The organism is Pseudomonas sp. FDAARGOS_380 (assembly GCF_002591235.1).
GTDB lineage: Bacteria > Pseudomonadota > Gammaproteobacteria > Pseudomonadales > Pseudomonadaceae > Aquipseudomonas > Aquipseudomonas salmasensis.
The window spans coordinates 5,344,661-5,369,626 of the sequence record NZ_CP023969.1 but is presented as its reverse complement, the minus strand read 5'-3'; the positions used below and the strand labels follow the sequence as shown (position 1 = coordinate 5,369,626).

24 protein-coding genes are annotated in these 24,966 nt (G+C 61.5%); 11 read left to right on the top strand and 13 right to left on the bottom strand.

Features of this window, described 5'->3' with window-relative positions:
- Positions 1–32 precede the first annotated feature (32 nt).
- Positions 33–908 carry a LysR family transcriptional regulator gene (locus tag CRN80_RS25140; RefSeq protein ID WP_032897463.1) on the top strand — a complete coding sequence of 292 codons (876 nt, stop codon included), beginning with the start codon at positions 33–35 and terminating at the stop codon, positions 906–908.
- Here CRN80_RS25140 and CRN80_RS25135 read toward each other — a convergent pair.
- Genes CRN80_RS25135 through CRN80_RS25125 form a run of 3 tightly spaced genes read right to left on the bottom strand, consistent with a single transcriptional unit; the run spans position 874 to position 2,693 of the window.
- A complete protein-coding gene (locus CRN80_RS25135; RefSeq protein ID WP_078467504.1) occupies positions 874–1,200 on the bottom strand; it encodes a hypothetical protein in 327 nt (108 codons plus the stop codon). The genes CRN80_RS25140 and CRN80_RS25135 overlap by 35 nt on opposite strands.
- A gap of 55 nt (positions 1,201–1,255) precedes the next feature.
- Entirely contained in the window at positions 1,256–1,750 is a 495-nt protein-coding gene (locus CRN80_RS25130; protein ID WP_032892109.1) for a PaaI family thioesterase, read from the bottom strand.
- Between the two features lie 52 nt (positions 1,751–1,802).
- A complete protein-coding gene (locus CRN80_RS25125; RefSeq protein WP_098951725.1) occupies positions 1,803–2,693 on the bottom strand; it encodes a DMT family transporter in 891 nt (296 codons plus the stop codon).
- Positions 2,694–2,779: 86 nt separating this feature from the next.
- Between CRN80_RS25125 and CRN80_RS25120 the strand changes: the two genes are divergently transcribed.
- Positions 2,780–4,105: a PLP-dependent aminotransferase family protein gene (locus CRN80_RS25120; protein WP_098951723.1), complete on the top strand. Its 1,326-nt coding sequence runs from the start codon at positions 2,780–2,782 to the stop codon at positions 4,103–4,105.
- 662 nt (positions 4,106–4,767) lie between these two features.
- On the opposite strand, the gene CRN80_RS25110 is transcribed toward CRN80_RS25120, so the two are convergent.
- Positions 4,768–6,477 carry an amidase gene (locus CRN80_RS25110; RefSeq protein ID WP_098951721.1) on the bottom strand — a complete coding sequence of 570 codons (1,710 nt, stop codon included), beginning with the start codon at positions 6,475–6,477 and terminating at the stop codon, positions 4,768–4,770.
- A gap of 190 nt (positions 6,478–6,667) precedes the next feature.
- Here CRN80_RS25110 and CRN80_RS25105 point away from each other — a divergent pair, with 190 nt between their 5' ends.
- The gene (locus tag CRN80_RS25105; RefSeq protein WP_003190855.1) at positions 6,668–6,982 is read left to right on the top strand and encodes a DUF2834 domain-containing protein; all 315 of its coding nucleotides are present in this window, start codon (positions 6,668–6,670) and stop codon (positions 6,980–6,982) included.
- 50 nt (positions 6,983–7,032) lie between these two features.
- Here CRN80_RS25105 and CRN80_RS25100 read toward each other — a convergent pair whose 3' ends face one another.
- From CRN80_RS25100 to CRN80_RS25090, 3 genes are read right to left on the bottom strand one after another with little or no spacing between them, the layout of a single operon-like run.
- Positions 7,033–7,956, bottom strand: coding sequence for a sugar ABC transporter substrate-binding protein (locus tag CRN80_RS25100; protein ID WP_003190856.1), 924 nt, complete (start codon positions 7,954–7,956; stop codon positions 7,033–7,035).
- A gap of 42 nt (positions 7,957–7,998) precedes the next feature.
- Complete coding sequence (locus CRN80_RS25095) at positions 7,999–9,123, bottom strand: phytanoyl-CoA dioxygenase family protein (protein ID WP_098951720.1); 1,125 nt, start codon at positions 9,121–9,123, stop codon at positions 7,999–8,001.
- Positions 9,123–9,968, bottom strand: a complete 846-nt coding sequence (locus tag CRN80_RS25090) for an SDR family oxidoreductase (RefSeq protein WP_003190858.1) — start codon at positions 9,966–9,968, stop codon at positions 9,123–9,125. The genes CRN80_RS25095 and CRN80_RS25090 overlap by 1 nt, the downstream gene beginning before the upstream one ends.
- A 123-nt stretch (positions 9,969–10,091) precedes the next feature.
- On the opposite strand from CRN80_RS25090, the gene CRN80_RS25085 reads away from it, so the two are divergent.
- Together CRN80_RS25085 and iolG are read left to right on the top strand one after the other, a co-directional pair.
- Positions 10,092–11,117, top strand: coding sequence for a LacI family DNA-binding transcriptional regulator (locus CRN80_RS25085; RefSeq protein ID WP_073522264.1), 1,026 nt, complete (start codon positions 10,092–10,094; stop codon positions 11,115–11,117).
- 43 nt (positions 11,118–11,160) lie between these two features.
- Positions 11,161–12,165, top strand: a complete 1,005-nt coding sequence (gene iolG, locus CRN80_RS25080) for an inositol 2-dehydrogenase (RefSeq protein WP_098951718.1) — start codon at positions 11,161–11,163, stop codon at positions 12,163–12,165.
- A 122-nt stretch (positions 12,166–12,287) separates the two neighbouring features.
- On the opposite strand, the gene CRN80_RS25075 is transcribed toward iolG, so the two are convergent.
- Positions 12,288–13,499, bottom strand: a complete 1,212-nt coding sequence (locus CRN80_RS25075) for an MFS transporter (RefSeq protein ID WP_003190861.1) — start codon at positions 13,497–13,499, stop codon at positions 12,288–12,290.
- Between the two features lie 102 nt (positions 13,500–13,601).
- Here CRN80_RS25075 and CRN80_RS25070 point away from each other — a divergent pair, with 102 nt between their 5' ends.
- On the top strand, positions 13,602–14,423 hold the full coding sequence (locus CRN80_RS25070; RefSeq protein ID WP_098951716.1) for a helix-turn-helix domain-containing protein: 822 nt from the start codon (positions 13,602–13,604) through the stop codon (positions 14,421–14,423).
- Here CRN80_RS25070 and CRN80_RS25065 read toward each other — a convergent pair.
- Together CRN80_RS25065 and CRN80_RS25060 are read right to left on the bottom strand one after the other, a co-directional pair.
- Entirely contained in the window at positions 14,416–15,606 is a 1,191-nt protein-coding gene (locus CRN80_RS25065; protein WP_098951714.1) for an MFS transporter, read from the bottom strand. The genes CRN80_RS25070 and CRN80_RS25065 overlap by 8 nt on opposite strands.
- Positions 15,603–16,625, bottom strand: a complete 1,023-nt coding sequence (locus tag CRN80_RS25060) for an alpha/beta hydrolase (protein ID WP_098951712.1) — start codon at positions 16,623–16,625, stop codon at positions 15,603–15,605. The genes CRN80_RS25065 and CRN80_RS25060 overlap by 4 nt, the downstream gene beginning before the upstream one ends.
- A gap of 163 nt (positions 16,626–16,788) precedes the next feature.
- On the opposite strand from CRN80_RS25060, the gene CRN80_RS25055 reads away from it, so the two are divergent.
- The gene (locus CRN80_RS25055; RefSeq protein ID WP_032892102.1) at positions 16,789–17,712 is read left to right on the top strand and encodes an AraC family transcriptional regulator; all 924 of its coding nucleotides are present in this window, start codon (positions 16,789–16,791) and stop codon (positions 17,710–17,712) included.
- On the opposite strand, the gene CRN80_RS25050 is transcribed toward CRN80_RS25055, so the two are convergent.
- Both CRN80_RS25050 and proP read right to left on the bottom strand, forming a co-directional pair.
- The gene (locus CRN80_RS25050) at positions 17,687–18,193 is read right to left on the bottom strand and encodes a GAF domain-containing protein (RefSeq protein WP_032892101.1); all 507 of its coding nucleotides are present in this window, start codon (positions 18,191–18,193) and stop codon (positions 17,687–17,689) included. The genes CRN80_RS25055 and CRN80_RS25050 overlap by 26 nt on opposite strands.
- A gap of 53 nt (positions 18,194–18,246) precedes the next feature.
- The gene (gene proP, locus CRN80_RS25045; protein ID WP_032892100.1) at positions 18,247–19,749 is read right to left on the bottom strand and encodes a glycine betaine/L-proline transporter ProP; all 1,503 of its coding nucleotides are present in this window, start codon (positions 19,747–19,749) and stop codon (positions 18,247–18,249) included.
- A gap of 324 nt (positions 19,750–20,073) precedes the next feature.
- Between proP and CRN80_RS25040 the strand changes: the two genes are divergently transcribed.
- The 4 genes from CRN80_RS25040 (at position 20,074) to CRN80_RS25025 (ending at position 24,579) form a co-directional block, all read left to right on the top strand.
- Positions 20,074–20,604: a GNAT family N-acetyltransferase gene (locus CRN80_RS25040; RefSeq protein WP_098951711.1), complete on the top strand. Its 531-nt coding sequence runs from the start codon at positions 20,074–20,076 to the stop codon at positions 20,602–20,604.
- Between the two features lie 143 nt (positions 20,605–20,747).
- A complete protein-coding gene (locus CRN80_RS25035; RefSeq protein WP_098951709.1) occupies positions 20,748–22,151 on the top strand; it encodes an MFS transporter in 1,404 nt (467 codons plus the stop codon).
- A 664-nt stretch (positions 22,152–22,815) separates the two neighbouring features.
- Complete coding sequence (gene zapE / locus CRN80_RS25030; RefSeq protein ID WP_032892097.1) at positions 22,816–23,922, top strand: cell division protein ZapE; 1,107 nt, start codon at positions 22,816–22,818, stop codon at positions 23,920–23,922.
- Between the two features lie 165 nt (positions 23,923–24,087).
- On the top strand, positions 24,088–24,579 hold the full coding sequence (locus CRN80_RS25025) for a GNAT family N-acetyltransferase (protein WP_032892096.1): 492 nt from the start codon (positions 24,088–24,090) through the stop codon (positions 24,577–24,579).
- 101 nt (positions 24,580–24,680) lie between these two features.
- On the opposite strand, the gene CRN80_RS25020 is transcribed toward CRN80_RS25025, so the two are convergent.
- Positions 24,681–24,893 (bottom strand): hypothetical protein, encoded by a 213-nt coding sequence (locus tag CRN80_RS25020; RefSeq protein WP_003190877.1) that lies wholly within the window; start codon positions 24,891–24,893, stop codon positions 24,681–24,683.
- Between the last annotated feature and the right edge of the window lie 73 nt (positions 24,894–24,966).

The window sequence follows — 24,966 nt, the reverse complement described above, 5'->3', positions numbered from 1 at the left end:
GCACCAGCCATTAGAAAAATTTGGGCCAAGCCATGTTGCGTTCCCACCTGCCGCTCAATGCCTTGCGCGCCTTCGAAGCGTCGGCGCGTCATTTGAGCTTTACCCGTGCGGCCATCGAGTTATGCGTGACCCAAGCGGCGGTCAGTCATCAGGTCAAAAGCCTCGAAGCGCAACTCAACGTCACGCTGTTCAAGCGCCTGCCACGGGGCTTGATGCTCACCAGCGAAGGCGAATCCCTGCTGCCCGTGCTGCGTGACGCCTTCGACCGTATTGCCCTGACCTTGGATCAGTTTGAAGGCGGGCATTACCGTGAAGTATTGACCGTGGGGGCGGTCGGTACCTTTGCGGTGGGCTGGTTGTTGCCGCGCCTGGCGGATTTTCATAGCCGCTACCCGTTGATCGACTTGCGCTTGTCCACCCACAACAACCGCGTGGATGTCGCCGCCGAGGGCCTGGATTATGCCATCCGCTTTGGCGCTGGCGCCTGGCACGGTACTGATGCCTGCCCTTTGCTTGAGGCGCCGTTGACGGTGTTGTGCGTGCCGCAGATTGCCGAGCAATTGCGCAGCCCGGCTGACGTGTTGAAGCACACCTTGCTGCGTTCCTACCGTGCCGATGAGTGGAACCTGTGGTTCCAGGCCGCCGGTTTGCCCAGCGATACCCGGGTGCCGCGCAGCGTGGTGTTCGACTCCTCGCTGGCGATGATGGAGGCCGCGCTGCAAGGGGCTGGCGTAGCACTGGCGCCAGCCTTGATGTTCTCGCGGCAATTGGAGAGCGATGTGATCCGCCAGCCGTTCGAGGTGGGGATCACGACGGGCAGCTATTGGCTGACGCGCTTGCAGTCGCGGGCTGAGACGTCAGCGATGGTGGCGTTCAAGGGGTGGTTGCGCGAACGGGTGGGTGTGTAGCCACTGGATAGGGTGGGTCACAGGGGACTTTTGTGAAACTGCCCGCAACGGGTGCAAGCGTTTCATAACTGTGTTCGCCATGTTGCACGCACAGCCAGTAATCGCCATAAGCATCCACGTGGTCGACTTTCCATACCAGGCCGCTTTCGAAAAAGAACCGATAGAGACCCTGTTCCTGCGGGCTGATTTCTGCGTTAGGCACGCAGGTGATCTGCAGGCCGAAGTCCAGCCAGGTCAGCTTATAGCTCTCGGTAAATTGCTCGCTCAGCCCCAGACAAATCTCACAGGCCATCTTCAAGTGTTCCTTATGCAGGGTGTCTGATCACGGTTGTCACTACGGCGCCGGATCAAACCTCGCGACCATGGGCGGCGGCAGCCAGTTGCCCGGTATCAACGCGCACGAACACCGAGTCGCCGACGGCGGTGAGCACGCTGCCTGCATACACTTCGCAGACCACACGGCTTTTGCGCCCGACTTCGCCTTCGACCCGAGCGCGCAGGACCAGGGGCACACCCATGGGCGTGGGCTTGATGAATTTGATCCCCAGGTTGCCGGTGACGCAATCGATGCGCGGCAGGCTGCCGGGTTCACGCTGTTCGGCGCGGTAGTGGTAGGCCATGGCGGTCCAGTTGGAATGGCAGTCCACCAGCATGGCGATCAGGCCACCGTAGACCAGGTCTGGCCAGCCGCTGTATTTGGCCTCGGGTTGGTGCTCGGCAATGACGTGCACGCCGTCATCATCCCAGCGGCTTTTGATGTGCAGGCCATGGGGGTTGCTGCTGCCGCAGCCGTAGCAGATGCCTTCCGGCGCCGTGGTGTCCTGGAGAGAAGCGCTGTGCATGCAGAGTCCTTATTGTTTTTTGGGGCGACGCTTCTATTTAGCAGGCCAGGGGTTAGCGAGCAAACTTCTTCGCCCCGGCCACGCAACCGATCACCGCCACCGTCACCAGCACCATGCCCAGGCTGACCTGTTCATGCAGCAAGCCCGCCGCCAGCGCCAGGCCGAAGAACGGTTGCAGCAACTGCAACTGGCCGACCGCGGCAATCCCGCCCTGGGCCAGGCCGCGGTACCAGAACACAAAACCGATCAACATGCTGAACAACGCCACGTAGCCCAGGCTCAGCCACGCCGGCAGGCTGATTCCGCTGAGGGTGGCAGGTGCCAGCAACAGGCTCAACGGCGCCACCACTGGCAGCGACACCACCAACGCCCAGCAGATCACCTGCCAGCCGCCCAGGCTGCGCGACAGCTTGGCGCCTTCGGCATACCCCAGGCCGCATACCAGCACCGCCAACAGCATCAGCACATCGCCCGCGGGTGCGGCGCTCAAGCCTTGGGCAACGGCGTAACCCATCACCAACAGGCTGCCCAGAATCGAAAACAACCAGAACACCGGCCGCGGCCGCTCACCGCCGCGCAGCACGCCGAACACCGCCGTGGCCAGCGGCAGCAGGCCAATAAAAACGATGGAGTGGGCCGAGGTCACGTACTGCAAGGCCAGGGCCGTCAGCAGTGGAAAGCCGATCACCACGCCAAGCGCAACGATGACCAGCGGTGCCCATTGCTGGCACGTGGGGCGTTTTTCCTTGAATAGCCACAGCAGGCACAACCCCAGTAGGGCTGCGAGGGTGGCGCGGATCATGGTCAGGAACACCGGGTCGAACTCCATCACCGCCACGCGTGTGGCCGGCAGCGAGCCGCTGAAAATCACCACGCCGATAAAGCCGTTGATCCAACCCTGGGTGCTGTTGTCCAGAGTGCGTAGGCGAGAAGTGCGTTCCATGGGGGCGTCCTGAAAAGGCAGTTGCGTGCTGGGCATCCTAGGATTGAAGATTAAGACAATCAAAAAATTGTCATGGATACATCCTTATGCCCCGTGCTCGCTACAAGTCGCTAGTCGATACCTTCGCCGAGGCCATCCGCAGCGGCCAATTGCTGCCCGGCACACGGCTGCCCACCCATCGGCAATTGGCCGCCGAGCATGGCCTGGCGCTGGTCACCGCCAGCCGGGTGTACAGCGAGCTGGAAGCCATGGGCCTGGTCAGTGGCGAGACCGGGCGCGGCACCTTCGTGCGTGAGATTGCCTTACCGCCGGGGCAGGGCAGTGGGCAGATGACGGTTGCGGCGGGGTTGCTTGACCTGAATTTCAACTACCCGTCTTTGCCGGGCCAGGCCGAGCTGTTGCGCACGGCGTTGCGCCAACTTGCCCTGTCTGGCGATCTGGAGGCGTTGCTGCGTTACCAGCCCCATGCCGGTCGCGTGCACGAGCGCGCCGCCGTGGCCCGGCACTTGTTGAACCGAGGGCTGACGGTGCAAGCCGAGCAGGTGCTGGTGGTCAGCGGCGCCCAGCATGGCCTGGCGGTGAGCATGATGACCTTGCTCAAGCCTGGGGATGTGGTGGCGGTGGATGCGCTGACCTATTCGGGTTTCAAGGTGCTGGCCGAAACCCTGCACCTGGAGCTCGTCGCCATCCCGGTCACTGCCAGCGGCCCGGACCTGGAACATCTGCACAGCCTGTGTCGCCAGCGCCCGGTGCGAGCGGTGTACAGCATGCCGACCCTGCACAACCCGCTGGGCTGGGTGATGAGCCTGGCGCAGCGCGAGCGCTTGGTGGCGCTCGCCCGGCAGCACAACGTGATGATTATCGAGGATGGCGCCTATGCGTTTCTCGCCGAAGAAGCACCGCCACCCTTGGCGACCCTCGCACCGGAGCGCACGGTGTACATCGGCGGGCTGTCCAAGAGTGTTGCCACCGGGTTGCGCGTGGGCTTTATCGCGGCGCCTGTGGCTTGGGTAAGCGGCTTGGAACGCACGATCATGGCCACTACGTGGAACGTGCCGGGGGTGATGAGTGCGATTGCGGTGGGCTGGCTCGAAGACGGTACGGTGGCGCAACTGGAGGCGCAAAAGCGCGCCGATGCCCAGGCCCGACAGGCATTGGCGGCGCAGGTGCTGAGAGGGGTGAAGACCATCAGCCATCCGTCATCCTACTTTCTGTGGCTGCCGTTGGCGGAAGATGCCCGCGCCGATCAGGTCGCCATGACTTTGCAGCGTGCAGGCATCTCGGTGTCCACCGCCGAGCCGTTTGCGGTTTCGGCCCAGGTGCCCCACGCGCTGCGCCTGGCTTTGGGTTCGGTGCCGATGGCGGCGTTGTGGGAGGCGCTGGTGAAGGTGCGCAAGGTGGTGGTGTGGTGAATCAAGGCCCAGCGACAGGGCTTGATTTGAAATACGGCAAAAATGTGGGAGCTGGCTTGCCTGCGATGGCGGCCTTACAGTCGACACCGTAATACCGAGTACATATCCATTCCTGCGGTAACGGCCACCTAGGGTTCCGCTCTGACAGCGGGTCACTTTTGGAAGGACCCAAAAGTAACCAAAAGGTCCTCGCCCCACCACTCGGCACCTCGCTTGGGCTCGGTGTGCCCGTAATCCGCCAGTGATTTGGGGGGCCGCCGCCACGCGCCATCCATGGCGCGGGGCGGCTAAACCGGCATCCCTGCCGGTTTACCCCCCAAATCCCTGTCGAATTCCGGCCAGCGTGGTTTAACGGGGCGCCTGAGATCAAAAGCAGATCAAGATCAAGAGCGGCTCGTTTCGCATCGTGGTTACCTGTGGGGGGGCAGGTTCGACGTCGCTGTCGATTGAACGGCTGCCATCGCAGGCAAGATGAGCTCCCACATGGAGTCGGCGCCGCGGCCAATCCTGTAGGAGCGAGCTTGCTCGCGAAAAACGTCAACGATAACCCGTGTTTGCTGAATGAACGCGGCGCCAGTGAGTTCTTCGCGAGCAAGCTCGCTCCTACAAAAGCCTTGACTGACTGGCATTAAGGCAAGTCAGCTCCCACAGGTTGACCGCGTTTAGCGGGCTGCCAACGGTGGCGTACGCGGCGGGATCATGCGTTTGCTGCCGGTAGCTTCGAACGCCGAGGCTAAGCGCAACAGCGCCGAATCGTCATAGGCGCGCCCGGCGAAGGTGAGCCCCACTGGCATGCCGATGTCTGCCATCACGCCCATTGGCACGGTGACGGTGGGCACGCCCAGGTGGCGGATGGCGAGGTTGCCGTTGGCGACCCATACGCCGTTGCTCCAGGCGATATTGGCAGACGCTTCGTTCACATCGGCATCCGCCGGGCCTACATCGGCCACGGTGGGGAACAACACGGCGTCGAGCCCAAGGGAGTCCATCCAGTCTTCCAGGTCCAGGCGCCGGGTTTGTTCCAGGCCGCGCAGGCCATCGGGTACGGTGCTGATCTGGTCCCATGGGGTGATGCCGCGTTGGGCCATGCGCACGTATTCGTCCATGCCGGCGGCCAGGTCGTCTTCACGGTTGGGAAGGGTGCCGGGGTCGTGAGGGAATATCTTCGGCCCGTCTACATCGGCCAGGCGGTTCAGGTGCGGGTCGCCGTTGGCGCGCAGGAAGTCATCGAAGGCCCAGGCCGACAATTCCCACAACTCGTCGTGGAGAAATTCCTTGGAAACCAGGCCACGGGTAAACACCGTCGGTGCACCAGGGCGGTCGCCTTCGCAGTTGGACACCAGCGGGAAATCCACTTCGATCACTTCGGCACCGGCGGCTTCCAGTGCTTGACGTGCGGCTTGCCACAGTTCGATCACCGTGGCACGGGTGTGGATCTTTTGCCCGGTCGGGCCGCCGATACCGGGTTTTTCGCTGGTGCCAGCCTCCGGGTCGGCGTTGATGTACATGCGCGGCACGCCAAAACGCTTGCCGGCCAGGCTTTCGCTGCTGACGGCGAGGGCCGCGTAGGACGCTGGGCGCACCGAGGTGACGCTGGGGATCGGCACCCAGGGTTGCAGGCGCCACAGGTCGCCACGGGTGTCCGGGTCTTCGGCCACCACGACGTCGAGCACTTCCAGCAGGTCGGCCATGGTGCGAGCGTAGGGCACCACCACGTCCATGGTCGGGGTCAGCGGCCAGTTGCCGCGCACCGAAATCACCCCGCGTGAAGGCGTGTAGGCACACAGGCCATTGTTGGAGGCCGGGCCGCGACCGCTGGACCAGGTTTCTTCGGCCAGCCCGAACGCGGCAAAGCTGGCGGCGGTGGCGGTGCCCGCACCGTTGGAGGAGCCCGACGCAAACGGCGCGGTGAGGTAGTCGGCGTTGTAGGGGCTTTCGGCGCGGCCATACACGCCACGCTGCATGCCGCCATTGGCCATCGGCGGCATGTTGGTCTTGCCCAGGCAGATGGCGCCTCCGGCCCGCAGGCGCTCAATGGTGAAGGCATCGCGCTGGGCCACCAGCTTGGCAAACGCCGGGCTGCCGGATGCAGCCGTCAGCCCCTTGACCAGGTAACTGTCCTTGGCGGTGTAGGGAATGCCATCCAGCGGCCCCAGGGTTTGCCCCTTGGCGCGGCGCGCATCGGAGGCCTGGGCTTCTTTCAGCGCCTCGGGATTGCGTACCACCACGGCGTTCAGCGCAGTGGCCGTTTGCGGGCCATCGTAGGCGTCGATTCGCGCCAGGTACGCCTGGACCAGTTCAACCGCCGTGGTCTGGCCGGCTTCAAGCGCAGCGCGCAATTGGGCAATGGAGACTTCAGTAACTTGCATCACGTTTTTTTCGCCGCCTTCAAGTGGGGGTATGGCGGCAGTCTACGTACAGATATTTCACAAAACCAGCGCGGCATACTCGTGTAGGCGGCGCGCAGGACATCTCGAGAAAGACGTCAGCAGGATTGCCAGCGGCAGCCTCTTATCGCTAAGGTGGCCGCGCTGATTAACGTTGCGCTTCAAGGAAGAGACCATGCAAAAACCTTATATCGCCCTGGCGGCCTTGCTGGGATTTACCGTCTATACCGTGGCGACCATGCTCACGGCTGAGCAATCACTGCTGGCGTTTGGATGGGAACTGATGTCCAGGCCGGATACGGCCCAGGTGGTGATTGACCTGTATCTGATGGCGGTGCTGGCGTGTGTGTGGATGTACCGGGATGCGCGTGGGCGAGGGCGGTCGATAGGCTCGGTGTTGCCGTATTTTGTGCTGACGGCGGTGTTTGTGTCGGTGGGGCCGTTGCTCTATATCGTGGTTAATGGGTTTTCTCGGCGAACGCTCAACTAAGCCTGTATGGCAAGGGCGCAAGCTCCCTTGCCATGAGTAGTGCGCGGTCTTCAGGGATTAAGGAACGCTTGGTAGTTGTCCTTGGTGATCTGCTGATAAGGAATCGTCAGTTCCGCCGTGTACGGCTGCTGCTTGACCATCTTCACTGCCAGGTCGATGGAACCCACTGCCTGGCCCTTGTTGTCTTGGTACACCGTGACCAACAGCTGGCCTTTTTTCACCGCGTCCAATCCAGCTGCGCCGCCGTCGCTGCCGGCCACCAGGATGTCCTTGCCTGGCTGCATGCCTGCCTGGCTGATAGCCATGGCCGCGCCAATCGCCATTTCATCGGCATTCGCGGCCACGGCATCGATTTTGCGCCCGGATACGATCCAGTTGTTCATCAGGTCAATCGCCTTGCCGCGCTGCCATTCGGCGCTTTGTTCTTCGACGATTTTGATGTCTGGGTAGTCCTTTAGCACGGTCTTCACCCCCAGCGTGCGGTTATGGGTGGCGTTGTTGGACAGCAGCCCGAGCATGATCGCCAGGTTGCCCTTGCCGCCCATTTTCTCGGCCAGGTAGCGCATCTGGATTTCGCCGGCCTTGATCTCGTCCGAACCGACATAGCCCACGCCCGCTGGCACCTCCTTGAACTCCGGACGGCGGTTGACGTACACCAGCGGGATCTTGGCCTGCTGGGCATTGAGCGTCATCTTCTGGGTGGCCGCTGTGTCCACCGCGTTGACGATAATCGCGTCCATGCCTTGGGCGGTGAAGTTTTGCACCTGGTTGAGTTGACGCACCACGTCGCCCTGGGCGTCTTCGAATTGCAGGGTGACATCGGGCAGTTCCCTGGCGTGGGCGGCCATGTAGTCGCGCATTTGTGCGAGGAATACGTCGTCTACCTGGGCGATGCTCACGCCGATGCGAATGTCCGCCAGCGCCCAAGGGCTGAACGCAAGGACTAACAGTGCCGCAAGGAGTTGCTTCTTCATGGTTGTGCTCCGTTGTTTTTGTTGTTGTCAAAGCAGGGCGGTTCACGCTTGGCGTTTGGCCCGCAGCTGCGCCACGGCGGCGGCGAAGTCCGAGCACGGCCAGCGTTCGTCGAGGGCTTTCAGCATCAGTTGTTGCCCGGTTTGCGGGGCCAGGCCACTCAAGGGTGGGTCGGTGTCGAGGTTAGTGGGGAAGGAGTACCCGTCTGCGGTACAGGCGACCACGGCGCGGGAATCCAGGTTGGGGTTGGCGAGCAGCACCGGATACACCGCCAGCATCATGCGGTCGCGGTCGATGGCTTCCATCGGCTTGCCGAATGCCGAGGAGATTTGCAGCAGGTTGGCCATGCGCTGGCGATCGGCCGTGCGGTTGGTGCCGGCGGCATGGAACAGTGCCGGGTTGAAGAACAGCAAGTCGCCCTTGTTCAGCGGCAATTGCACCGCGTGGTGCTGGAAGTAGTCGATAAACTCCGTGCGACGCCACGCCAGGTACCCCAAGGCATACTGCTGGGAAAAGGGCAGCAGCTGGGTGGGGCCGGTTTCCAGCGGCATATCCGAATGTGCGATAGCACCTTGCAACGTGAGATGTTGGGACAGCGCATGCAGCGGCAGCGGAAAACGTTCGACCACATCGTTGGTCTGGAAACCCAGGTGATAGTCTCGGTGCGGCTGCTGCGCCTGGCCACCTGGATGCACCACGTTGACTTGCGCCGTGACTTGAAAGCCCGGCCCCAACCAGGCTTCGGCAATTAACCCCAGCAGAGGGTTGGCGTAGTACTCGGCAAAGGATTCGGGGGACTGTAAGGCCGCCTTCTGTAGCGCGTTCCAGATCCTGCCATTGCTGCCGGCCTTGGCAAAGTGATCGGCGGCCACGCCCTGGGCGGCTTCATGGGCAAAGATCGCGTCGAAGACCTGGCTGTGGCGGTCCACCACTTCCAGGTCTTCATAGGCTTGGCGCACCACCATTACGCCGGGCCCGTCACGGAACAGGTGATGCAGTTCGTTCATGACGACCAGGCGGTCGCTGTTGCGCAAGGTGTGGGCCTGATAGATCGGCACATTGCCTTGTACCTCAAGGCACAGCGGGTAGTCGCTGGCGTTGGTGCGCTGCGCACAGATCCGGCTGAAGTCGGCCAGGCGCACCGCGTCGCCGGTTACGAAAGCCGACATCACATACCTCCTGGAAGGCTCAGGGCCTGGTGAGGTTGTGGGGTGCTGCTGTCGGTGCAGCCGACCACACCTTGTTCAAGGTCGATCACTGCGCCAGTCATCATTCCCGACTCAGTGGACAGCAGAAATGCCACGCTGCGCGCTACCTCTTCGGGCTTGAGCAGGCGCCCAAACGGTTGGGTGCGTTCGGCATCGGCCAGCCAGCCGTCCTGGGCGCCGTGGTACTGGCGCTGGATCTGATCCTCGTGGGGCGTGTCCATCCAGCCGATGTTCAGGCCATTCACGCGGATGCGGTTGCGCAAGGCACTGAATGCGACGTTCTTGGTCAGGATCGCCAGCGCGCCCTTGGACGCCGCATAAGCACTCAAGAACGACTGCCCACCATGGCCGGTAACGCTCTGGATATTGACCACCGCGCCCTCAACACCGCTGCTGATCATCAGCTTCAGCGCTTCTTGCATTAAGAAAAACGGCGCCCGCACATTCACCGCAAACAAGCGCTCGAACAGTTCCGGCGAGGTGTCGAGAATGGTGCCACGGTCAGACATGCCGGCGCAGTTCACCAAGCCGTGCAAAGTGCCGAAATGGACGCGCGCCGCTTCGATGATTGCGCGGCAGTCCTCGACCTTTTCCAGGTCGGCCTCGACAAAAAATGCCTGGCAATCCAGCTGTGCCAGTTGGCGCACCTGCTCTTCGCCCTCGGTACGGCGACGTCCGCAAATAATCAATCCGGCCGCACCACGGCGAGCCAGGGTATGGGCCACCGCCGCGCCGAGGCCCTGGGTGCTGCCGGTTACGACAAAGTATTGGCCGCTGAACGAGGTCGCAAGATCGGAGTGGGGCATGAGGGTTCTCCTGGATTTTTATTGTTTTGCTGACCTGGCTCGACGCCAGGCAAAACTGAGATTAGCATTGCGAAACCTCAGTAACGCCCAAAAAAGACCTCAAAAACACCTCAGGCTAAATCCATGCTCGAACGCGCAAAACATTTTTCCATCAAGCAACTCGCCACTCAGGCTGGCGTCAGCAAGGCCACGGTGGACCGCGTGCTGCACCAGCGCGGCAGCGTGCATGCCCAGACCCGGCGGCGGATTGAGCAGGCATTGGAGGAGTTGGAATCCCAGGAAAAAAATGGCTTGGCCGTGGGGCGCACCTTCCATGTGGACGTAATCATGCACACGCCCCAGCGTTTCAGCGCCGCGGTGCAGGCGGCGATCGTTGGCCAATTGGCCAGCCTGGCACCGTTTCGCATCGCGCCACGTTTTCACCTGTTCGAGGAGATCGAGCCCCAGGCCATGCACGACCAACTGCTGCGCTGCCTCGACACGGGCAGCCAGGGTGTGGTGCTCAAGGCTGCGGATGAACCGGCGGTGAACCTGGCCGTCAAGCAGCTGATTGCGGCCGGCATTCCGGTGGTGACCTTGGTCACCGACCTGCCCCAAAGCGAGCGCATCGGCTATGTGGGCATGGACAATCGCACGGCTGGCCAGACCGCTGCCTACCTGATGTCGCGCTGGCTGCCGACCGATCCTCAGGACGTGGCGGTGGTGATCGGCAGCGAGTTGTTCCGCGGCGAAGAAGAGCGCGAGATGGGTTTTCGTGCCTGGCTGCGTGGCCGCGCCGAGCACCTGCGGGTACTGGATATCAGCGGCGGCTACGGCGTGTATGAGCGCACCTTTGAACGAGTGACCCAAGCCTTGCACCAGCACCCCGGGCTGAAGGCGGTGTACAGCGTCGGCGGTGGCAACCGCGCAATTGTCGACGCGTTTGCCGCGCAGGACCGTTCATTGGAGGTATTCATCGGCCACGACCTTGACGAAGAAAACCGCCAACTGCTGCGCGAAGAAAAAGTCGCGGCGATCATTGATCACAACCTGCAGATCGATGCCCGCCACGTATTCCTGCACATCCTGCAATACCACCGGCTATGGAAGGCCGGGCCGATTGCGCCGTCACAGGTGCAGATCGTCACGCCGTTCAACCTGCCGGACTGAAGCGCTGAAACACCCTATCCAATAATAATCCAGGAGTTCGACCATGCTACGTATCGCCGTTCTAGGTGCCGGGCGCATCGCCAAGATCCACGCCGCCAACGTTGCCGCCCATCCCAATGCCACGCTGGTGTTGGTGGCCGATCCCTGGCGCGCAGGTGTCGATGCCTTGAGCACCCAGTTGGGCTGCGAGGCCGCGTATGACTGCGCCACCGTGCTGAGCCGCGAGGACATCGATGCGGTGGTGATCGGCACGCCCACCGACACCCACATCGACCTGTTACTGGCTGCGGTGGCCCAGGGCAAGGCGGTGCTCTGCGAAAAACCCATCGACCTGGACATCGCCAAGGCGCGCAGCGCTGCGCAAACCGTAGAGCGCCAGGGCGGCAAGGTAATGCTTGGCTTTAACCGGCGCTTCGACCCCGACATGCTGCGCCTGCGCCAGGCGCTGGACGCCGGCCAGATCGGCGCCGTGCGCCAGGTGATCATCACCAGTCGCGACCCTGGCCTGGCACCGCGTGACTACCTGGAACACTCCGGGGGGATCCTGCGCGACATGACCATCCATGACTTTGACACTGCTCGCCACTTGCTCGGCGAGGAACCCGTGGAAGTCAGCGCCTTCGCCAGCCGCCTGGTGGACCCGACCCTGGAGCAGATCGACGACTACGACAGCGTCATGGTCTTGCTACGCACCGCTTCGGGCAAACAATGCCATATCAACTGCTGCCGCCAGGCGGTGTATGGCTACGACCAGCGCGTAGAAGTTTCCGGCGCCAGCGGCGTGCTGCTGACCGACAATCACCGGCCCAGCACCGTGCGCCATTGGAGCGCTGAGCACACCGAAGCGTTGGAACCGTTGCAGAATTTTTTCCTTGAGCGTTACGCGGATGCGTATCGCAATGAGCTGACGCAGTTCATCGATGCGCTGAATGAGGGGCGCGAGTTGCCCACCAGTATGCGTGATGGTTTGTATGCGTTGCATCTGGCTGATTGTGCGCTGGAGTCGGTGAAGACCGGGCGCAGTGTGAGGGTCAGTCATAACCTGTAGGAGCGAGGGGGACGCCTAGTTCTTGTTCTTGCGCGCGAAAAACGTCAACGATAACGCGTGTGTCCTGATATACGCGGCGTCTGTCAGTTTTTCGCGAGCAAGCTCGCTCCTACAGCAACCGATCAAACGCCTTTGGTCGACGGCAACAGTACCGTGAGGATACCCACCAACGGCAGGAATGAGCACAACTTGTACACGTACTCGATGCCGTGATGATCAGCGAGCATCCCGAGCAGCGCCGCGCCGATCCCACTGAAGCCGAACATCAGGCCGAAGAATATCCCGGCGATCATGCCCACATTGCCCGGCACCAGTTCCTGGGCAAACACCACGATGGCCGAGAACGCCGAGGCGATGATAAAGCCAATGACCACGCTGAGTACGGCGGTCCAGAACAGGTCGACGTAGGGCAGGGCCAGGGTGAACGGTGCGGCGCCGAGGATGGAGAACCAGATAACCTTTTTGCGGCCGATCTTGTCGCCGATCGGGCCACCGGCAAAGGTGCCCACGGCCACTGCGCCGAGGAACAGGAACAGGTACATCTGGGAGCTTGCCACCGACAGCTGGAATTTCTCGATCAGGTAGAACGTGAAGTAGCTGGTCAGGCTGGTCATGTACCAGTATTTGGAGAACACCAGCACGGCCAATACCACCAGGGCGAAGGTCACGCGGCCTTTGGACAAGCCGTGGGTCGCCTGGCTGCCTTGCTTGAGCTTGAACAGGTTGAGGTGGTGGCGGTACCAGCGGCTCAAACCGTACAGCACCAGGATGGCGAACACCGCAAACAGGCCGAACCAGGCAATGTGGCTTTGGCCGTAGGGAATGATGATCGCCGCCGCCAGCAACGGGCCGAAGGCGCTGCCGGTGTTGCCGCCAACCTGGAAAGTCGATTGCGCCAGGCCGTAGCGTCCACCGGAGGCCAGGCGTGCAACGCGGGAGGTTTCCGGGTGGAAGGTCGACGAGCCCACACCCACCAGCGCTGCCGCGAGCAATATCGCCGGGAAGTTGCCGACAAAGGCCAGCATCAAGATGCCGATCAAGGTGCACACCATGCCCGCCGGCAATAGCCAGGGTTTGGGGTGGCGGTCGGTGTGGTAGCCGATCCACGGTTGCAGCAGCGAGGCGGTCAACTGGAAGGTCAGGGTGATCAGGCCGACCTGGGTGAAGCTCAGGCCGTAGTTGGCCTTGAGCATCGGGTAGATCGACGGCAGCACCGCCTGGATCAAGTCATTGATCAGGTGCGCCAGGGCGCAGGCGCCCAGGACGCGCATGACTAAGGGGCTTACTTGCGGGCTGGTCGAAGGTGCGGCGGGTGACGCTGTGACTGTGGACATGCGGGCATTCCGTACAAGGCAGCTAACAGGCGTGGAGGCGGGCGGCGGTGATGTGAACCGCCACTCCATCTGGACTCGGCGTTTATGCTAGATTCGGCGCCAATGCCTGTCTCGCGCAATTCGGGCAGAAACCATCGCAAAAAGGGCGAAATGATCAAATCACTGGATAAATTTCTGCGAGAAATCGATGAGGGCGACTGGGCCGTCATCAGCTCGGCCACCGATTACCCCGAAGACTGGGTGATCCCCGAACACAGCCACAACAAGCACCAACTGCTGTACGCCATTGGCGGTGTGATGGTGGTGTACTCGGCCCTGAGGCAATGGACGGTGCCGCCCAATCGTGGCTTTTGGATGCCTTGCGGTCAAGTTCACTCGCTGCGCTGCGTGGGTACGCTGCAGATGCGCAGCGTGTTCGTGCGCCCGGACAGCTTCCCCAACCTGCCGGCCGAGCCCAAGACGGTGACAGTCTCGCCGCTGCTGAGCGAACTGATCAAGGCCTCGGTCAGTTTGAAACCGCCATATGCCGAGGATTCACGCGACGCGCGGATCATGCACCTGATTCTTGATGAGCTGGCCATCTTGCCGGCCTTGCCGCTGTCTTTGCCGCAGCCTGCCGACCCACGCCTGAGCCCGATCTGCCTGGCGTTGCAGGACGAGCCGAGTGATGCCTCCACCGTCGCCGACTGGAGTGCGCGGTTGGGATTGGACCAGACCACCATCCAGCGCCTGTTCCGCAAGGAAACCGGCATGACCTTCGGCCAGTGGCGCCAGCAAGCGCGGCTATTGCTGGCGCTGGAGCGCATTGCGGTGGGGCAGAAGATCATCGATGTGGCGTTTGAGTTGGGCTATGAAAGCCCCAGCGCTTTTACCAGCATGTTCAAGAAACAGTTTGGCAAAACGCCGAGTCATTTTTTCAAGTAGTGCTGCTCGCCATGCGCGCATGAGCCGTGCGGCGCGATGCCAGGTAAGCGAGCAGCGTGGCGATCACCAGCAAGGCGGCGCTCAGCTCGAAGGTGGCCTGATAGCCGCTTAAGTCGAATGCCACGCCACCGACGGTAGCACCGGCGGCAATCGCCAGTTGGATGATGGCGACCATCAATCCCCCGCCGGCCTCGGCGTCGTCGGGCAAGGCGCGCGCCAGCCATGTCCACCAGCCCACAGGCGCAGCAGTGGCCACCAGGCCCCAGCAGCCCAGCAGCACAGTGGTGGCAATCGCTGAACCGCCGAACGCCACCAGCGCAAGGGCGATGCCGGCCATGATCAACGGGATGGCAATCAGCGTCGGGTAGAGGTGGCGCTTGAGCAAGTGCTCAATCAACACCGTACCCGCCAGACCGGCCAGGCCGAGCACCAGCAGCATCAACGACAGTGTGGTCACCTCGACCCGGGTCACGCCCTCCAGGAACGGCCGCAGGTAAGTGAACAGCATGAACTGGCCCATGAAGAACAGGCTGACAGCGCACATGCCCAAGGCCACCTTGGGGCTTTTCAGCAGGCGCAGTGCATTGCCGGTGTTCGCTGCGCCGCTGTGCTTGAGCGCAGGCAAGCTCAGCCACAGCCAGGCCAGCGCAATCACGGCCACCGGCACCACGCAAAAGAATGCGCCGCGCCAGCCAATCAGGCCGCCGAGAAAGCTGCCCAGCGGCGCCGCGATCACCGTCGCCAGGGCGTTGCCACCGTTGACGATGGCCAAGGCCCGTGGCACTTGGGCGGGCTCGACCAGGCGCATTGCCGTGGCCGCCGACAGCGACCAGAAGCCGCCAATCGCTACGCCAATCAATGCGCGCCCGAGCATGAACACCGCATAATTCGGTGCGAACGCCACCACGCTGCCAGAGACGATCATCAGTAGGGTCAAGGCCATCAGCAGGCGCTTGCGATCCATCCGCGCGGCAACCGCCGCGATCACCAGGCTGGTGAGCAGGGCAAACACACCGGATACGGAAATGCCCTGGCCGGCCTGGCCTTCAGTGATCTGCAAGTCAGCCGCCAGCGGTGTCAGCAGGCTGACCGGCATGAACTCGGAGGCGACCAAGGCAAACGCCGCCAGCGACATCGCCAGCACCGCGCCCCAGCGTTGCGGTTGAGGGGTCACGGAACTCACTGCAAGTGGCTCTGGAAGAAGGTGGTGAGCGTGTCAAATGGGATCAGTTCGACGCGGTCGTAAAGGTCTACATGGCCGGCGTTGGGGATGATCAGCAATTGCTTGGGCTCGGCGGCGCGTTGATAGGCGTCTTCACTGAATTCACGGGAATGCGCGTCGGCCCCGGTAATCAGCAGCAGCGGGCGTGGCGAGATCGTCTCGATATCGTTGAAGGGGTAGAAGTTCATGAACTTGACGTTGCTGGTCAGCGTCGGCCGGGTGGTGGTTTGCGATGAGGCGCCTGCCGGGGTGACTTCGCCGCGCGGGGTGCGGTAGAAGTCGTAGAACTCGTCGCCGATCGGATCGCCCGTGAGGCTGTGCGGCGTGCCACCGGTGTAGAGGGTCTCGCCGCCCTGGAATTCTACATAGCGCTGGTTGGCGGCCTGGCGCAGGATCTGCTGGCGCTGTTGCAAGGTCATGCCGTGCTTGAGGCCATTACGGTTGGCCGCGCCCATGTCGTACATGCTGACGGTGGCGATTGCCTTGAGACGCGGATCGATCTTCGCCGCACTGATCACGAAACTGCCGCTGCCACAAATGCCGATGGCGCCGATGCGTTCCCGGTCGACCTGTGGGCGAGTGCCGAGAAAGTCCACGGCGGCGCTGAAGTCTTCCACGTAGAGGTCGGGCAACACCGCGTTGCGCGGCGTACCGGCGCTTTGGCCCCAGAACGACAGGTCCAGGGACAGGGTCACGAAACCCTGTTCAGCCATTTTGGTGGCGTAGAGGTTAGCGCTTTGCTCTTTGACGGCGCCCATCGGGTGGCCGACGACAAGGGCTGCGTGCTTTGAGCCCGGGGCCAGGTGCTTGGGCACGAACAGCGTGCCTGCGACCTGCATGCCGTATTGATTGTTGAAGGTGACAGGTTCGGCCGTCACTGTGTTGCTGCTGTAGAAGTTATCCGCACCGTTGGACATATCGGCTCCAAATGAAGAAAGAGAAGTCACCAGCAAACCCAAGGCGAGCAAGAGGCGTTTCATAGGGATGTTCCTTGTGAAGTGTCCGCACATTTTCCGGGTGACGGCAGGGCTTCTGTAGTGCATTTGAGTGGATTACTTGCCTGATCCTCTGAGTTTCAGCGCCAGGTGACGACGCCCGTGGCTTGCGCGGGTAAAGTGCAATGAAGCATTGAAAGGGTCTGCCATGACGTCCACTCCCACCCCCCTGAACGCGCTGATCCAGTCGATTGGTTCGCGCACGCCGTCGCCCGGCGACTACGCCATGCCGATCCCCGGCCTGGGCTTTTATCGGCGTGAGCAACCCGCTGCGCCGGTGGTGTGCATGGTTGAGCCGTGCATCGTGCTGGTGGCCCAGGGCGAGAAGCAGTTGTGGGTGGGCGGCGAGGGCTACCCCTACGACACGTCCCGGTTCCTGGTGACATCGCTGGACATCCCCGCCAATTCCGAGGTGCTGGCGGCCAGCCCCGAGCAGCCGTGCCTGGGGCTGACGTTCAAGCTGGACCTGCGCATGCTCACCGAGCTGATCGCCCAGGGTGGCCTGCCGCCGGTGCGTGAGCGTGCGGTCATGAAGGGCGTGGGGATCGGCACGGTCACCGACGGCATGCTGGCCGCATTCGCGCGCCTGGTGGCGTTGCTGGATGAACCCGAAGCCATCCCGGTACTCGCGCCCTTGATCCAGCGCGAGATTCATTACCGGCTACTGAAAAGCGACCAGGCCGGGCGATTGCGCCAGATCTGCTCGGTGGACGGGCAGGGCTATCGGATTGCCAAGGCCATCGACTGGCTGAAGTTGAATTTCGACGCCGCTCTGCGGGTGGAAGAGCTGGCAGCGCGGGTGCAAATGAGCGCGGCGACCTTTCACCATCACTTCCGGCAACTGACCGCGATGAGCCCGCTGCAATACCAGAAATGGCTGCGTTTGAATGAAGCGCGTCGGTTGATGTTGAACGAGCACCAGGATGTGTCCAGTGCCGCGTTCAAAGTCGGGTATGAGAGCCCGTCGCAATTCAGCCGTGAGTACAGCCGGCTGTTTGGGGTGCCGCCCAAGCGCGACATGGCGACCCTGCGGGGCAGGGCGGGTGTCAGTGATCTGCCGGGGTCAAATTAGCGTAGAAAATGCAGCCAATCAGCCGTGCGAACAGGCTCAGGGTTTCCGGCAGGTTCGGGTCGTCGAACAACATGGCCCGTGAGTCCAGCGCACACAGCGCGCCGAACAGGCGGCCATCGGGCAGGAAGATCGGCGCGCCGGCGTAGCTTTCGATGGCGTATTGCTTGACCACCGGGCGCGCCGCGAAACGGCCGTTCTGGCTGATCTGAGGAATGAACAGGGTGTGTGGGTTGATGCAGAACTCACTGCACAGGGTGGTTTCAAGGTCGAGTACGTCGTCGACGTTGATGCCCATTTGCAGCGGGTCGTAGGCCGAACACACCACCCATTCCTGGTCAGTGAACTTGGCGATGCCGGCGAATCTCATCCCGGTCAGGCGGGTGACCAGCTTGAGGATGTTGGTGGTTGCTTCTATTTCGGCAATGGCGGCGCGCTCGTCTGCGCTGAGTAACCTGTGTGCGGCGGTGACGCTTGAAACCATGCTTTACGCTCCAATGGCGTGGTCGCAGGCGGCGACCACGCACAGTCAGGTTGTTAATTGATGCGCGGGTGTTGCTGTACCAGGTTTTCCCGCTTGGTTTGCAACGCGGCAATCTCGGCGTCGATGTCTTCGATTTTCTGCTCGATATTGTCGTGATGCTCTTGCAGCAGTTCCTTGGCTTCTTCCATGTCGGAAGCTGCCGGGGCCGCGCCACGCAGGGGTTTGTTGGCAGTTTCCTTCATGGTCAGGCCCGTGATCAGGCCAACCACTGCGAACACCATCAGGTAATAGGCGGGCATGTACAGGTTGTTGGTGCTCTCCACCAGCCAGGCCACGGCGGTCGGCGTAACACCGGCGATCAGTACCGAGACGTTGAAGGCACTGGCCAGGGCGCTGTAGCGCAGGTGGGTGGGGAACATGGCTGGCAAGGTCGACGCCATCACACCGATAAAGAAGTTCAGCACTACCGCCAGAATCAGCAGGCCGCCGAAGATCAGGCCGGTCTTGCCGCTGGTGATCAGCATGAAGGCCGGGATCGACAGGAACAGCAGGCCAATGCTGCCGGCGATGATGAACGGCTTGCGGCCGATCTTGTCGCTGACAAAGCCAATGAACGGCTGCACGAACAGCATGCCGACCATGATTGCGATGATGATCAGCACGCCGCTGTTTTCGGCATAGTGCAGGTTGTGGGACAGGTAGCTCGGCATGTAGGTGAGCAGCATGTAGTAGGTCACGTTGGTGGCCGCGACGATACCGATGCAGGTCAGCAGGCTACGCCAGTGCTTGGTGGCGATTTCCTTGAATGAGACTTTCGGGCCGTGGCTCAGGCCTTCGCGGTCACCCTGTTCGAGTTTGTCGACATGCTGTTGAAACGCCGGTGTCTCTTCCAGCGCATGGCGCAGGTACAGGCCGATGATGCCCAGGGGCAGGGCGAGGAAGAACGGCAGGCGCCAGCCCCAGGCCTCGAACTCAGCCTCACCGAGCACGGTGGAGATCAACACCACCACACCCGCACCGAGGACGAAACCGGCGATAGAGCCGAAGTCCAGCCAACTGCCAAGGAAGCCGCGCTTGCGGTCCGGGGCGTATTCAGCCACGAAAATCGACGCGCCGGTGTACTCACCGCCCACCGAGAAACCCTGGGCCATTTTGCACAGCAGCAACAGGATCGGCGCCCAGATGCCAATGGAGGCATAGCCGGGGATCAGGCCGATGGCAAAGGTGCTCAAGGACATGATCACGATGGTGGCGGCGAGGACTTTTTGCCGCCCGTACTTATCGCCCAGTGCACCAAAGAACAGGCCGCCCAGCGGGCGAATCAGGAAGGGAACGGAGAAGGTGGCCAGTGCTGCGATCATCTGCACGCTTGGGGAGGCGTCGGGGAAGAACACCTTGCCCAGCACGTAGGCGACAAAGCCATAGACGCCAAAGTCGAACCATTCCATGGCATTGCCAAGTGCGGCAGCGGTGATCGCCTTGCGCATCTTGTTGTCGTCGACAATGGTGATGTCTTTCAATCCGATGGGTTTGACGCGTTTTTTACGTAGTTTCATGCGGGCCACTCAAAAGCTGAACAGGGGAGGTGCCATCGCTACGATGGCACCGCTCTGTCAGTTCAGATACAAGTGGACACGAAATAATTCACCGCTTTGTGTATTTTTTCTCCCGGGGGTGAAAATGCCTGGTTCAGGAGGCCGATGCATGGCTACCGGAAAAACAGATCAAATGTGGGAGTTGTCGAGCCCCGGCGAGGCTACGAAGGCGGCACTGTTGGCATTTGTGTTGCCTGAACTATCGCCATCGCGGCCTCGCTAAAGCTCGAACGCTCCCACAGGGGGTTGTCATTGTCAGTCAGGCAAAACAGGGAAGTCATTCATATGCCAAGCAGCCATTCACGCCTTACCTACCGCCAACCACAGGCCGCAGACCTTCAGCGATTGTTCGCGATCTTCGGTGATCCACAGACCCACTTGTTCAATCCTGCTGGCCCGCTCCCCAACCTGGCTGCGGCGCAACGGCTATTGGATCACTGGCTGGAGCAATGGGCATCCCAGGGTTACGGCTGGTGGGCGATTGCCCGCAAAGAGAGCCCCGAACACATCATCGGATTTGGCGGCATTGCGCCACTTAACTACCTGACGCAGCGGCGCATCAACCTTGGCTATCGCCTGGCCGTCGAGGCCTGGGGGCAGGGGTATGCCACTGAACTGGGGCGGGATGCCCTGGCCCTGGCCTTCGACACCCTGTCTTTACCGGAAGTGTTCGGTTTGGTGCGGCCCGATCATGCTGCGTCGATCCGCGTATTGGAGAAGCTCGGCATGCAACGCTTTGGCCTGCTGGATGATGTCCCCGGTCAAGCCCCCAGCCTGGTACTCAGGGTTTGTCATCCTACAACTGCACAAGCCTGAAATTTTCCTATTCCACGTAAATCCTCGATAAGCGGCAATCTTTACGATTGACACTGCGTGGGTGTCTCGCTATAAAACTCGCAGTTGTACGACGACATATGACGTTACATATGTCCTACCTAACAAAAATAAAAAGTGATGCCATGAATCTGAACGAGCCCATCAGTGCCCTTCGTGTCGGCCAGGCGGTCGGCAGCTATCGCTGGACGATCTGCGCGATGTTGTTTTTCGCCACCACGGTCAATTACCTCGACCGCCAGGTGCTCAGCCTGTTGGCACCGCAACTCTCGACGCAGTTTGGCTGGAGCAACACCGATTACGCCAACATCGCGGCGGTGTTCCAGTTTGTCTACGCCATTTCCATGCTGTTTGCCGGGCGCTTCGTCGACAAGATCGGCACCAAGGCCGCTTATGTAGTAGCGATTGGTATCTGGTCCACCGGCGCGATCATGCATGCGTTTGCGGTACCGATGGGCGAGGGTATCGCAGCCGTCAACGGTGCCATTGGCCTGGCGGTGATCCCGGTGTCCATTGCCGGCTTCATGCTCTCGCGGGCGGTGTTGGCGATTGGCGAAGCGGGTAACTTCCCGATCGCCATCAAGGCCACTGCCGAATATTTCCCCAAGAAAGAACGCTCCCTGGCCACCGGCATCTTCAACTCTGGCGCCAACGTCGGCGCGATCCTGGCGCCCATCTGTGTGCCCTTGATTGCTGGCATGTGGGGTTGGGAGGCGGCGTTTATGGTCATCGGCATGCTCGGTTTTGTGTGGGTAGCCGTGTGGGCCGCCGTGTATCAAAAACCGGAACAGCAAAAACGCCTGTCGCCTGAAGAGCTGGCCTACATCCGCAGCGACCAGACCGTACAGCCGTTCACCCCGGCGCCGACGGGCACCGCTGTGAAGAAAGTCTCCTGGTTCAAACTGTTGACCTACCGCCAGACCTGGGCGTTTGCCTTTGGCAAGTTCATGACTGACGGCGTGTGGTGGTTTTTCCTGTTCTGGCTGCCCACCTACCTGTCTGCCCAATACGGCATGAAAGGTGCCGATATCGTGATGCCGCTGGCGGTGCTGTACAGCATGACCATGGTCGGCAGTATTGGCGGCGGCTGGTTCCCCAGCTACTTCATGGCACGCGGCGATGCCCCCTATGACGGGCGCATGAAAGCCATGCTGGTGATCGCGCTGTTCCCGCTGGTGGTGTTGCTGGCGCAGCCGCTGGGTTACCTCAGCTTCTGGGTGCCGGTGCTGCTGATCGGCGTGGGCGCCTCGGCACACCAGGCGTGGTCATGCAACATTTTCACCACCGTGTCCGACATGTTCCCGCAGAAAACCGTGGCCTCGGTGGTCGGCATTGGCGGCATGGCCGGTGGCTTGGGCGGCGTGCTCATGACCAAGGTCGGTGGCTGGGTGTTCGACTATTACAAGTCCATCAACGACATCCATACCGGCTACATGATCATGTTCGCCATCTGCGCCCTGGCTTACCTGGTGGCCTGGAGCGTGATGAAGACACTGGTGCCGCGCCACAAGGAAATCACTGACCTGTAGCTTTAATGCAACGCCGCTTGCTCCCGATACAACTGTTTGGGCTGTAGCAGCAAACGCTAACCACGATGCGAAGCGAGCCGCTCTTGATCTGCTCTTGATTTTGATCTCAGGCGCCCCGTCAAACCACGCTGGCCGGAATTCGACAGGGATTTGGGGGGTAAACCGGCAGGGATGCCGGTTTAGCCGCCCCGCGCCATGGATGGCGCGTGGCGGCGGCCCCCCAAATCACTGGCGGATTACGGGCACACCGAGCCTAAGCGAGGTGCCGAGTGGTGGGGCAAGAGCCCTTTGGTTACTTTGGGGCTTTTCCAAAGTGACCCGCCGTCAGGGCGGAACCCCAAGTAGCCGTTACCGCAGCAATGGATATGTACACAATCCAACTGTGTCGCCTGCCAGGCCGCCTTCGCGAGCAAGCCCGCTCCCACAGTTGGATCGTGGGGGTGTCAGGTAGATATGGGGCGGCTATCAGGCCGTCATCGCAGGCAAGCCAGCTCCCACAGTTGGATCGTGGGGTGCCAGGTAGATAGACGTCGGTTGGCAGGCCGTCACGGGAGCAAGCTCCCTCGCCACAGGCCCTGCGTCGCACCAACGTTGCGTCGATATCTATACCGGGATGTGAGATCAAGCAGAGTACATATACGGTCTATCAGTCATACTGGCCAACATGACTTTCGACTCGCCTCTCGCCGCTTATCAACATGCCATCACCCAGCCGGGTTTCGTCGCCGACGACGCCCAGCGCCGGGCGGTCCAAGCCCTGCAAGCCTGTCACGAGGCCTTGCACCAAGGGCGTTCACCGATTGCTGGCGTGTACCTGTGGGGGCCGGTGGGGCGCGGCAAGACCTGGCTGATGGACCAGTTCTACCAAAGCCTGCGCGTGCCTGCGCGGCGCCAGCATTTTCACCACTTCATGGCGTGGGTGCACCAGCGCTTATTCCAGCTCACGGGCACCCAGGACCCCTTGCAGGCGTTGGCCCGGGAGCTGAGCCAGGCCGTGCGCGTACTGTGCTTCGACGAGCTGTTTGTGAACGATATCGGGGACGCGATCATTCTCGGCCGCCTGTTCCAGGTGATGTTCGAGGAAGGCGTGGTGATGGTGTGCACGTCCAACCAGCCGCCCGACCAGTTGTATGCCGATGGCTTCAACCGTGAGCGTTTCCTGCCGGGCATCGATGCGCTCAAGCAGCATATGCAGGTGGTGGCCGTGGACGGTGGCGAGGATCATCGTTTGCATCCCGGCGTGGGCATGCAGCGCTATTGGGTGAATCAACCCGAGGCACTGGCGGCGGTGTTCCAGCAATTGAGCCAAGGCCAAACCGTGACCAGCGGGGCGGTAAACGTAGGGCACCGCACCATCATGACGGTACAGGCCAGTGACACCGTGCTTTGGTGTCGCTATGCGGACCTGTGCGAGCAGCCCCTGGCCGCCATGGATTTCATGCTGTTGTGTGATCGCTTCCGCGCCATCCTGCTGGGAGACGTCCCCAACCTTAGTGCACAGAAACGCCCGGGCCGAATTGCCCGTGGCACTGAAGACGGCGCCGAGCGCGTGGTGGCGGGGGATCGAGAGTTGCCGCAGTTGTCGGTGCACGATGACAGCGTACGTCGCTTTATCGCCTTGGTAGACGAGTGCTACGACCGCAAGGTGCCGCTCTTTATCGAAGCCCGTGTGCCGTTGCAGCACCTGTACACCGATGGTTACCTGGAATTTCCTTTCCGACGCACCCTGAGCCGGCTGCAGGAGATGCAACTGCAACGCTTCGCCACCTAGGAAAAATCGCCGCTTGCGGGCTCATTGCGCGCTTTGATGCGCGTAACCTTCGCACTTTCTGTCAGCTATTTGTCGCTTATCTCCTTCATCTACTGCCGACTCCACGCTTACAATCGCCCCTCTCAAAGGGAAACGATTCCCTGGTTGTCGCTATCGAGGAAGGACATGGACACCCCAGACATCCTGGTGCTGCAAGCCAGCTATACCAACGCCGTGCACGCCGACGCCATTGGCCTGCTGCTCAACCATTACGCTGAAGATCCGATGGGCGGCGGCCACAGCCTGCCCGCCGATCTCTTGCAGCAACTGCCCGCCGAACTGGCCAAGCGCCCCCACGCGTTCAGCGTGCTGGCGTTTGTCGGGGGTGAGCCAGCGGGGTTGGTCAATTGCTTTGAAGGCTTCTCGACCTTCGCCTGCCGGCCCTTGGTCAACGTCCACGATGTGGTGGTGAAGGAGCAATTTCGCGGCTTGGGCTTGAGTCAGAAGATGCTGCAAAAGGTCGAGGAAATCGCCCGGCAGCGTGGTTGCTGCAAGATCACCCTCGAAGTGCTGGAAGGCAATGAATTGGCGCAGTCGGCATACCGCAAGTTCGGGTTTGACGACTCAGTGTTTGATCCCGCCCATGGGCGAATGCTGTTCTGGCATAAACCGTTGTAATAAATAACCGGCAAAAAAAGGGCGCCATTCAATGGCGCCCAATAAACCTTCGCCAACGGAGCAGAATGGCGCAGGGTGCTACGGATTAAGTAAGTATTAATTCAGCTGTTCGGTTGCGTCTGATCAACCGTCTCAGACTTAACCGATTTGCCATCGGCACTGGCAACTTGTTGTTCAGCCTTGCCGTGGGTTTTTTCCTGAATGAAGCTGAAGTTGTTGTAGAACTCCTTGGAACGCTCTGCACCGCCCTCTGCAAAGGCGGCGGCGGAGGTCAGGGTCATCAGGCTGGCCAGCATCAAGGTCGACAGTTTCATCGCGGTATTCCCATTAAAAGTGATAGGTGTCCGGTCGCTCCGTGATCAGATCATGGAGCGACTATGGCGTTAT

Coding starts and splice junctions, on each gene's coding strand:
- iolG (WP_098951718.1), top strand. CDS start 11,161: ATGCTACGTATCGCCGTTCTAGGTGCCGGGCGCATCGCCAAGATCCAC.
- CRN80_RS25095 (WP_098951720.1), bottom strand. CDS start 9,123: ATGTCGGCTTTCGTAACCGGCGACGCGGTGCGCCTGGCCGACTTCAGC.
- zapE (WP_032892097.1), top strand. CDS start 22,816: ATGACTTTCGACTCGCCTCTCGCCGCTTATCAACATGCCATCACCCAG.
- CRN80_RS25040 (WP_098951711.1), top strand. CDS start 20,074: ATGCCAAGCAGCCATTCACGCCTTACCTACCGCCAACCACAGGCCGCA.
- proP (WP_032892100.1), bottom strand. CDS start 19,749: ATGAAACTACGTAAAAAACGCGTCAAACCCATCGGATTGAAAGACATC.
- CRN80_RS25085 (WP_073522264.1), top strand. CDS start 10,092: ATGCTCGAACGCGCAAAACATTTTTCCATCAAGCAACTCGCCACTCAG.
- CRN80_RS25020 (WP_003190877.1), bottom strand. CDS start 24,893: ATGAAACTGTCGACCTTGATGCTGGCCAGCCTGATGACCCTGACCTCC.
- CRN80_RS25035 (WP_098951709.1), top strand. CDS start 20,748: ATGAATCTGAACGAGCCCATCAGTGCCCTTCGTGTCGGCCAGGCGGTC.
- CRN80_RS25140 (WP_032897463.1), top strand. CDS start 33: ATGTTGCGTTCCCACCTGCCGCTCAATGCCTTGCGCGCCTTCGAAGCG.
- CRN80_RS25120 (WP_098951723.1), top strand. CDS start 2,780: ATGCCCCGTGCTCGCTACAAGTCGCTAGTCGATACCTTCGCCGAGGCC.
- CRN80_RS25055 (WP_032892102.1), top strand. CDS start 16,789: ATGACGTCCACTCCCACCCCCCTGAACGCGCTGATCCAGTCGATTGGT.
- CRN80_RS25070 (WP_098951716.1), top strand. CDS start 13,602: ATGCCTGTCTCGCGCAATTCGGGCAGAAACCATCGCAAAAAGGGCGAA.
- CRN80_RS25075 (WP_003190861.1), bottom strand. CDS start 13,499: ATGTCCACAGTCACAGCGTCACCCGCCGCACCTTCGACCAGCCCGCAA.
- CRN80_RS25060 (WP_098951712.1), bottom strand. CDS start 16,625: ATGAAACGCCTCTTGCTCGCCTTGGGTTTGCTGGTGACTTCTCTTTCT.
- CRN80_RS25130 (WP_032892109.1), bottom strand. CDS start 1,750: ATGCACAGCGCTTCTCTCCAGGACACCACGGCGCCGGAAGGCATCTGC.
- CRN80_RS25125 (WP_098951725.1), bottom strand. CDS start 2,693: ATGGAACGCACTTCTCGCCTACGCACTCTGGACAACAGCACCCAGGGT.
- CRN80_RS25100 (WP_003190856.1), bottom strand. CDS start 7,956: ATGAAGAAGCAACTCCTTGCGGCACTGTTAGTCCTTGCGTTCAGCCCT.
- CRN80_RS25090 (WP_003190858.1), bottom strand. CDS start 9,968: ATGCCCCACTCCGATCTTGCGACCTCGTTCAGCGGCCAATACTTTGTC.
- CRN80_RS25135 (WP_078467504.1), bottom strand. CDS start 1,200: ATGGCCTGTGAGATTTGTCTGGGGCTGAGCGAGCAATTTACCGAGAGC.
- CRN80_RS25025 (WP_032892096.1), top strand. CDS start 24,088: ATGGACACCCCAGACATCCTGGTGCTGCAAGCCAGCTATACCAACGCC.
- CRN80_RS25105 (WP_003190855.1), top strand. CDS start 6,668: ATGCAAAAACCTTATATCGCCCTGGCGGCCTTGCTGGGATTTACCGTC.
- CRN80_RS25050 (WP_032892101.1), bottom strand. CDS start 18,193: ATGGTTTCAAGCGTCACCGCCGCACACAGGTTACTCAGCGCAGACGAG.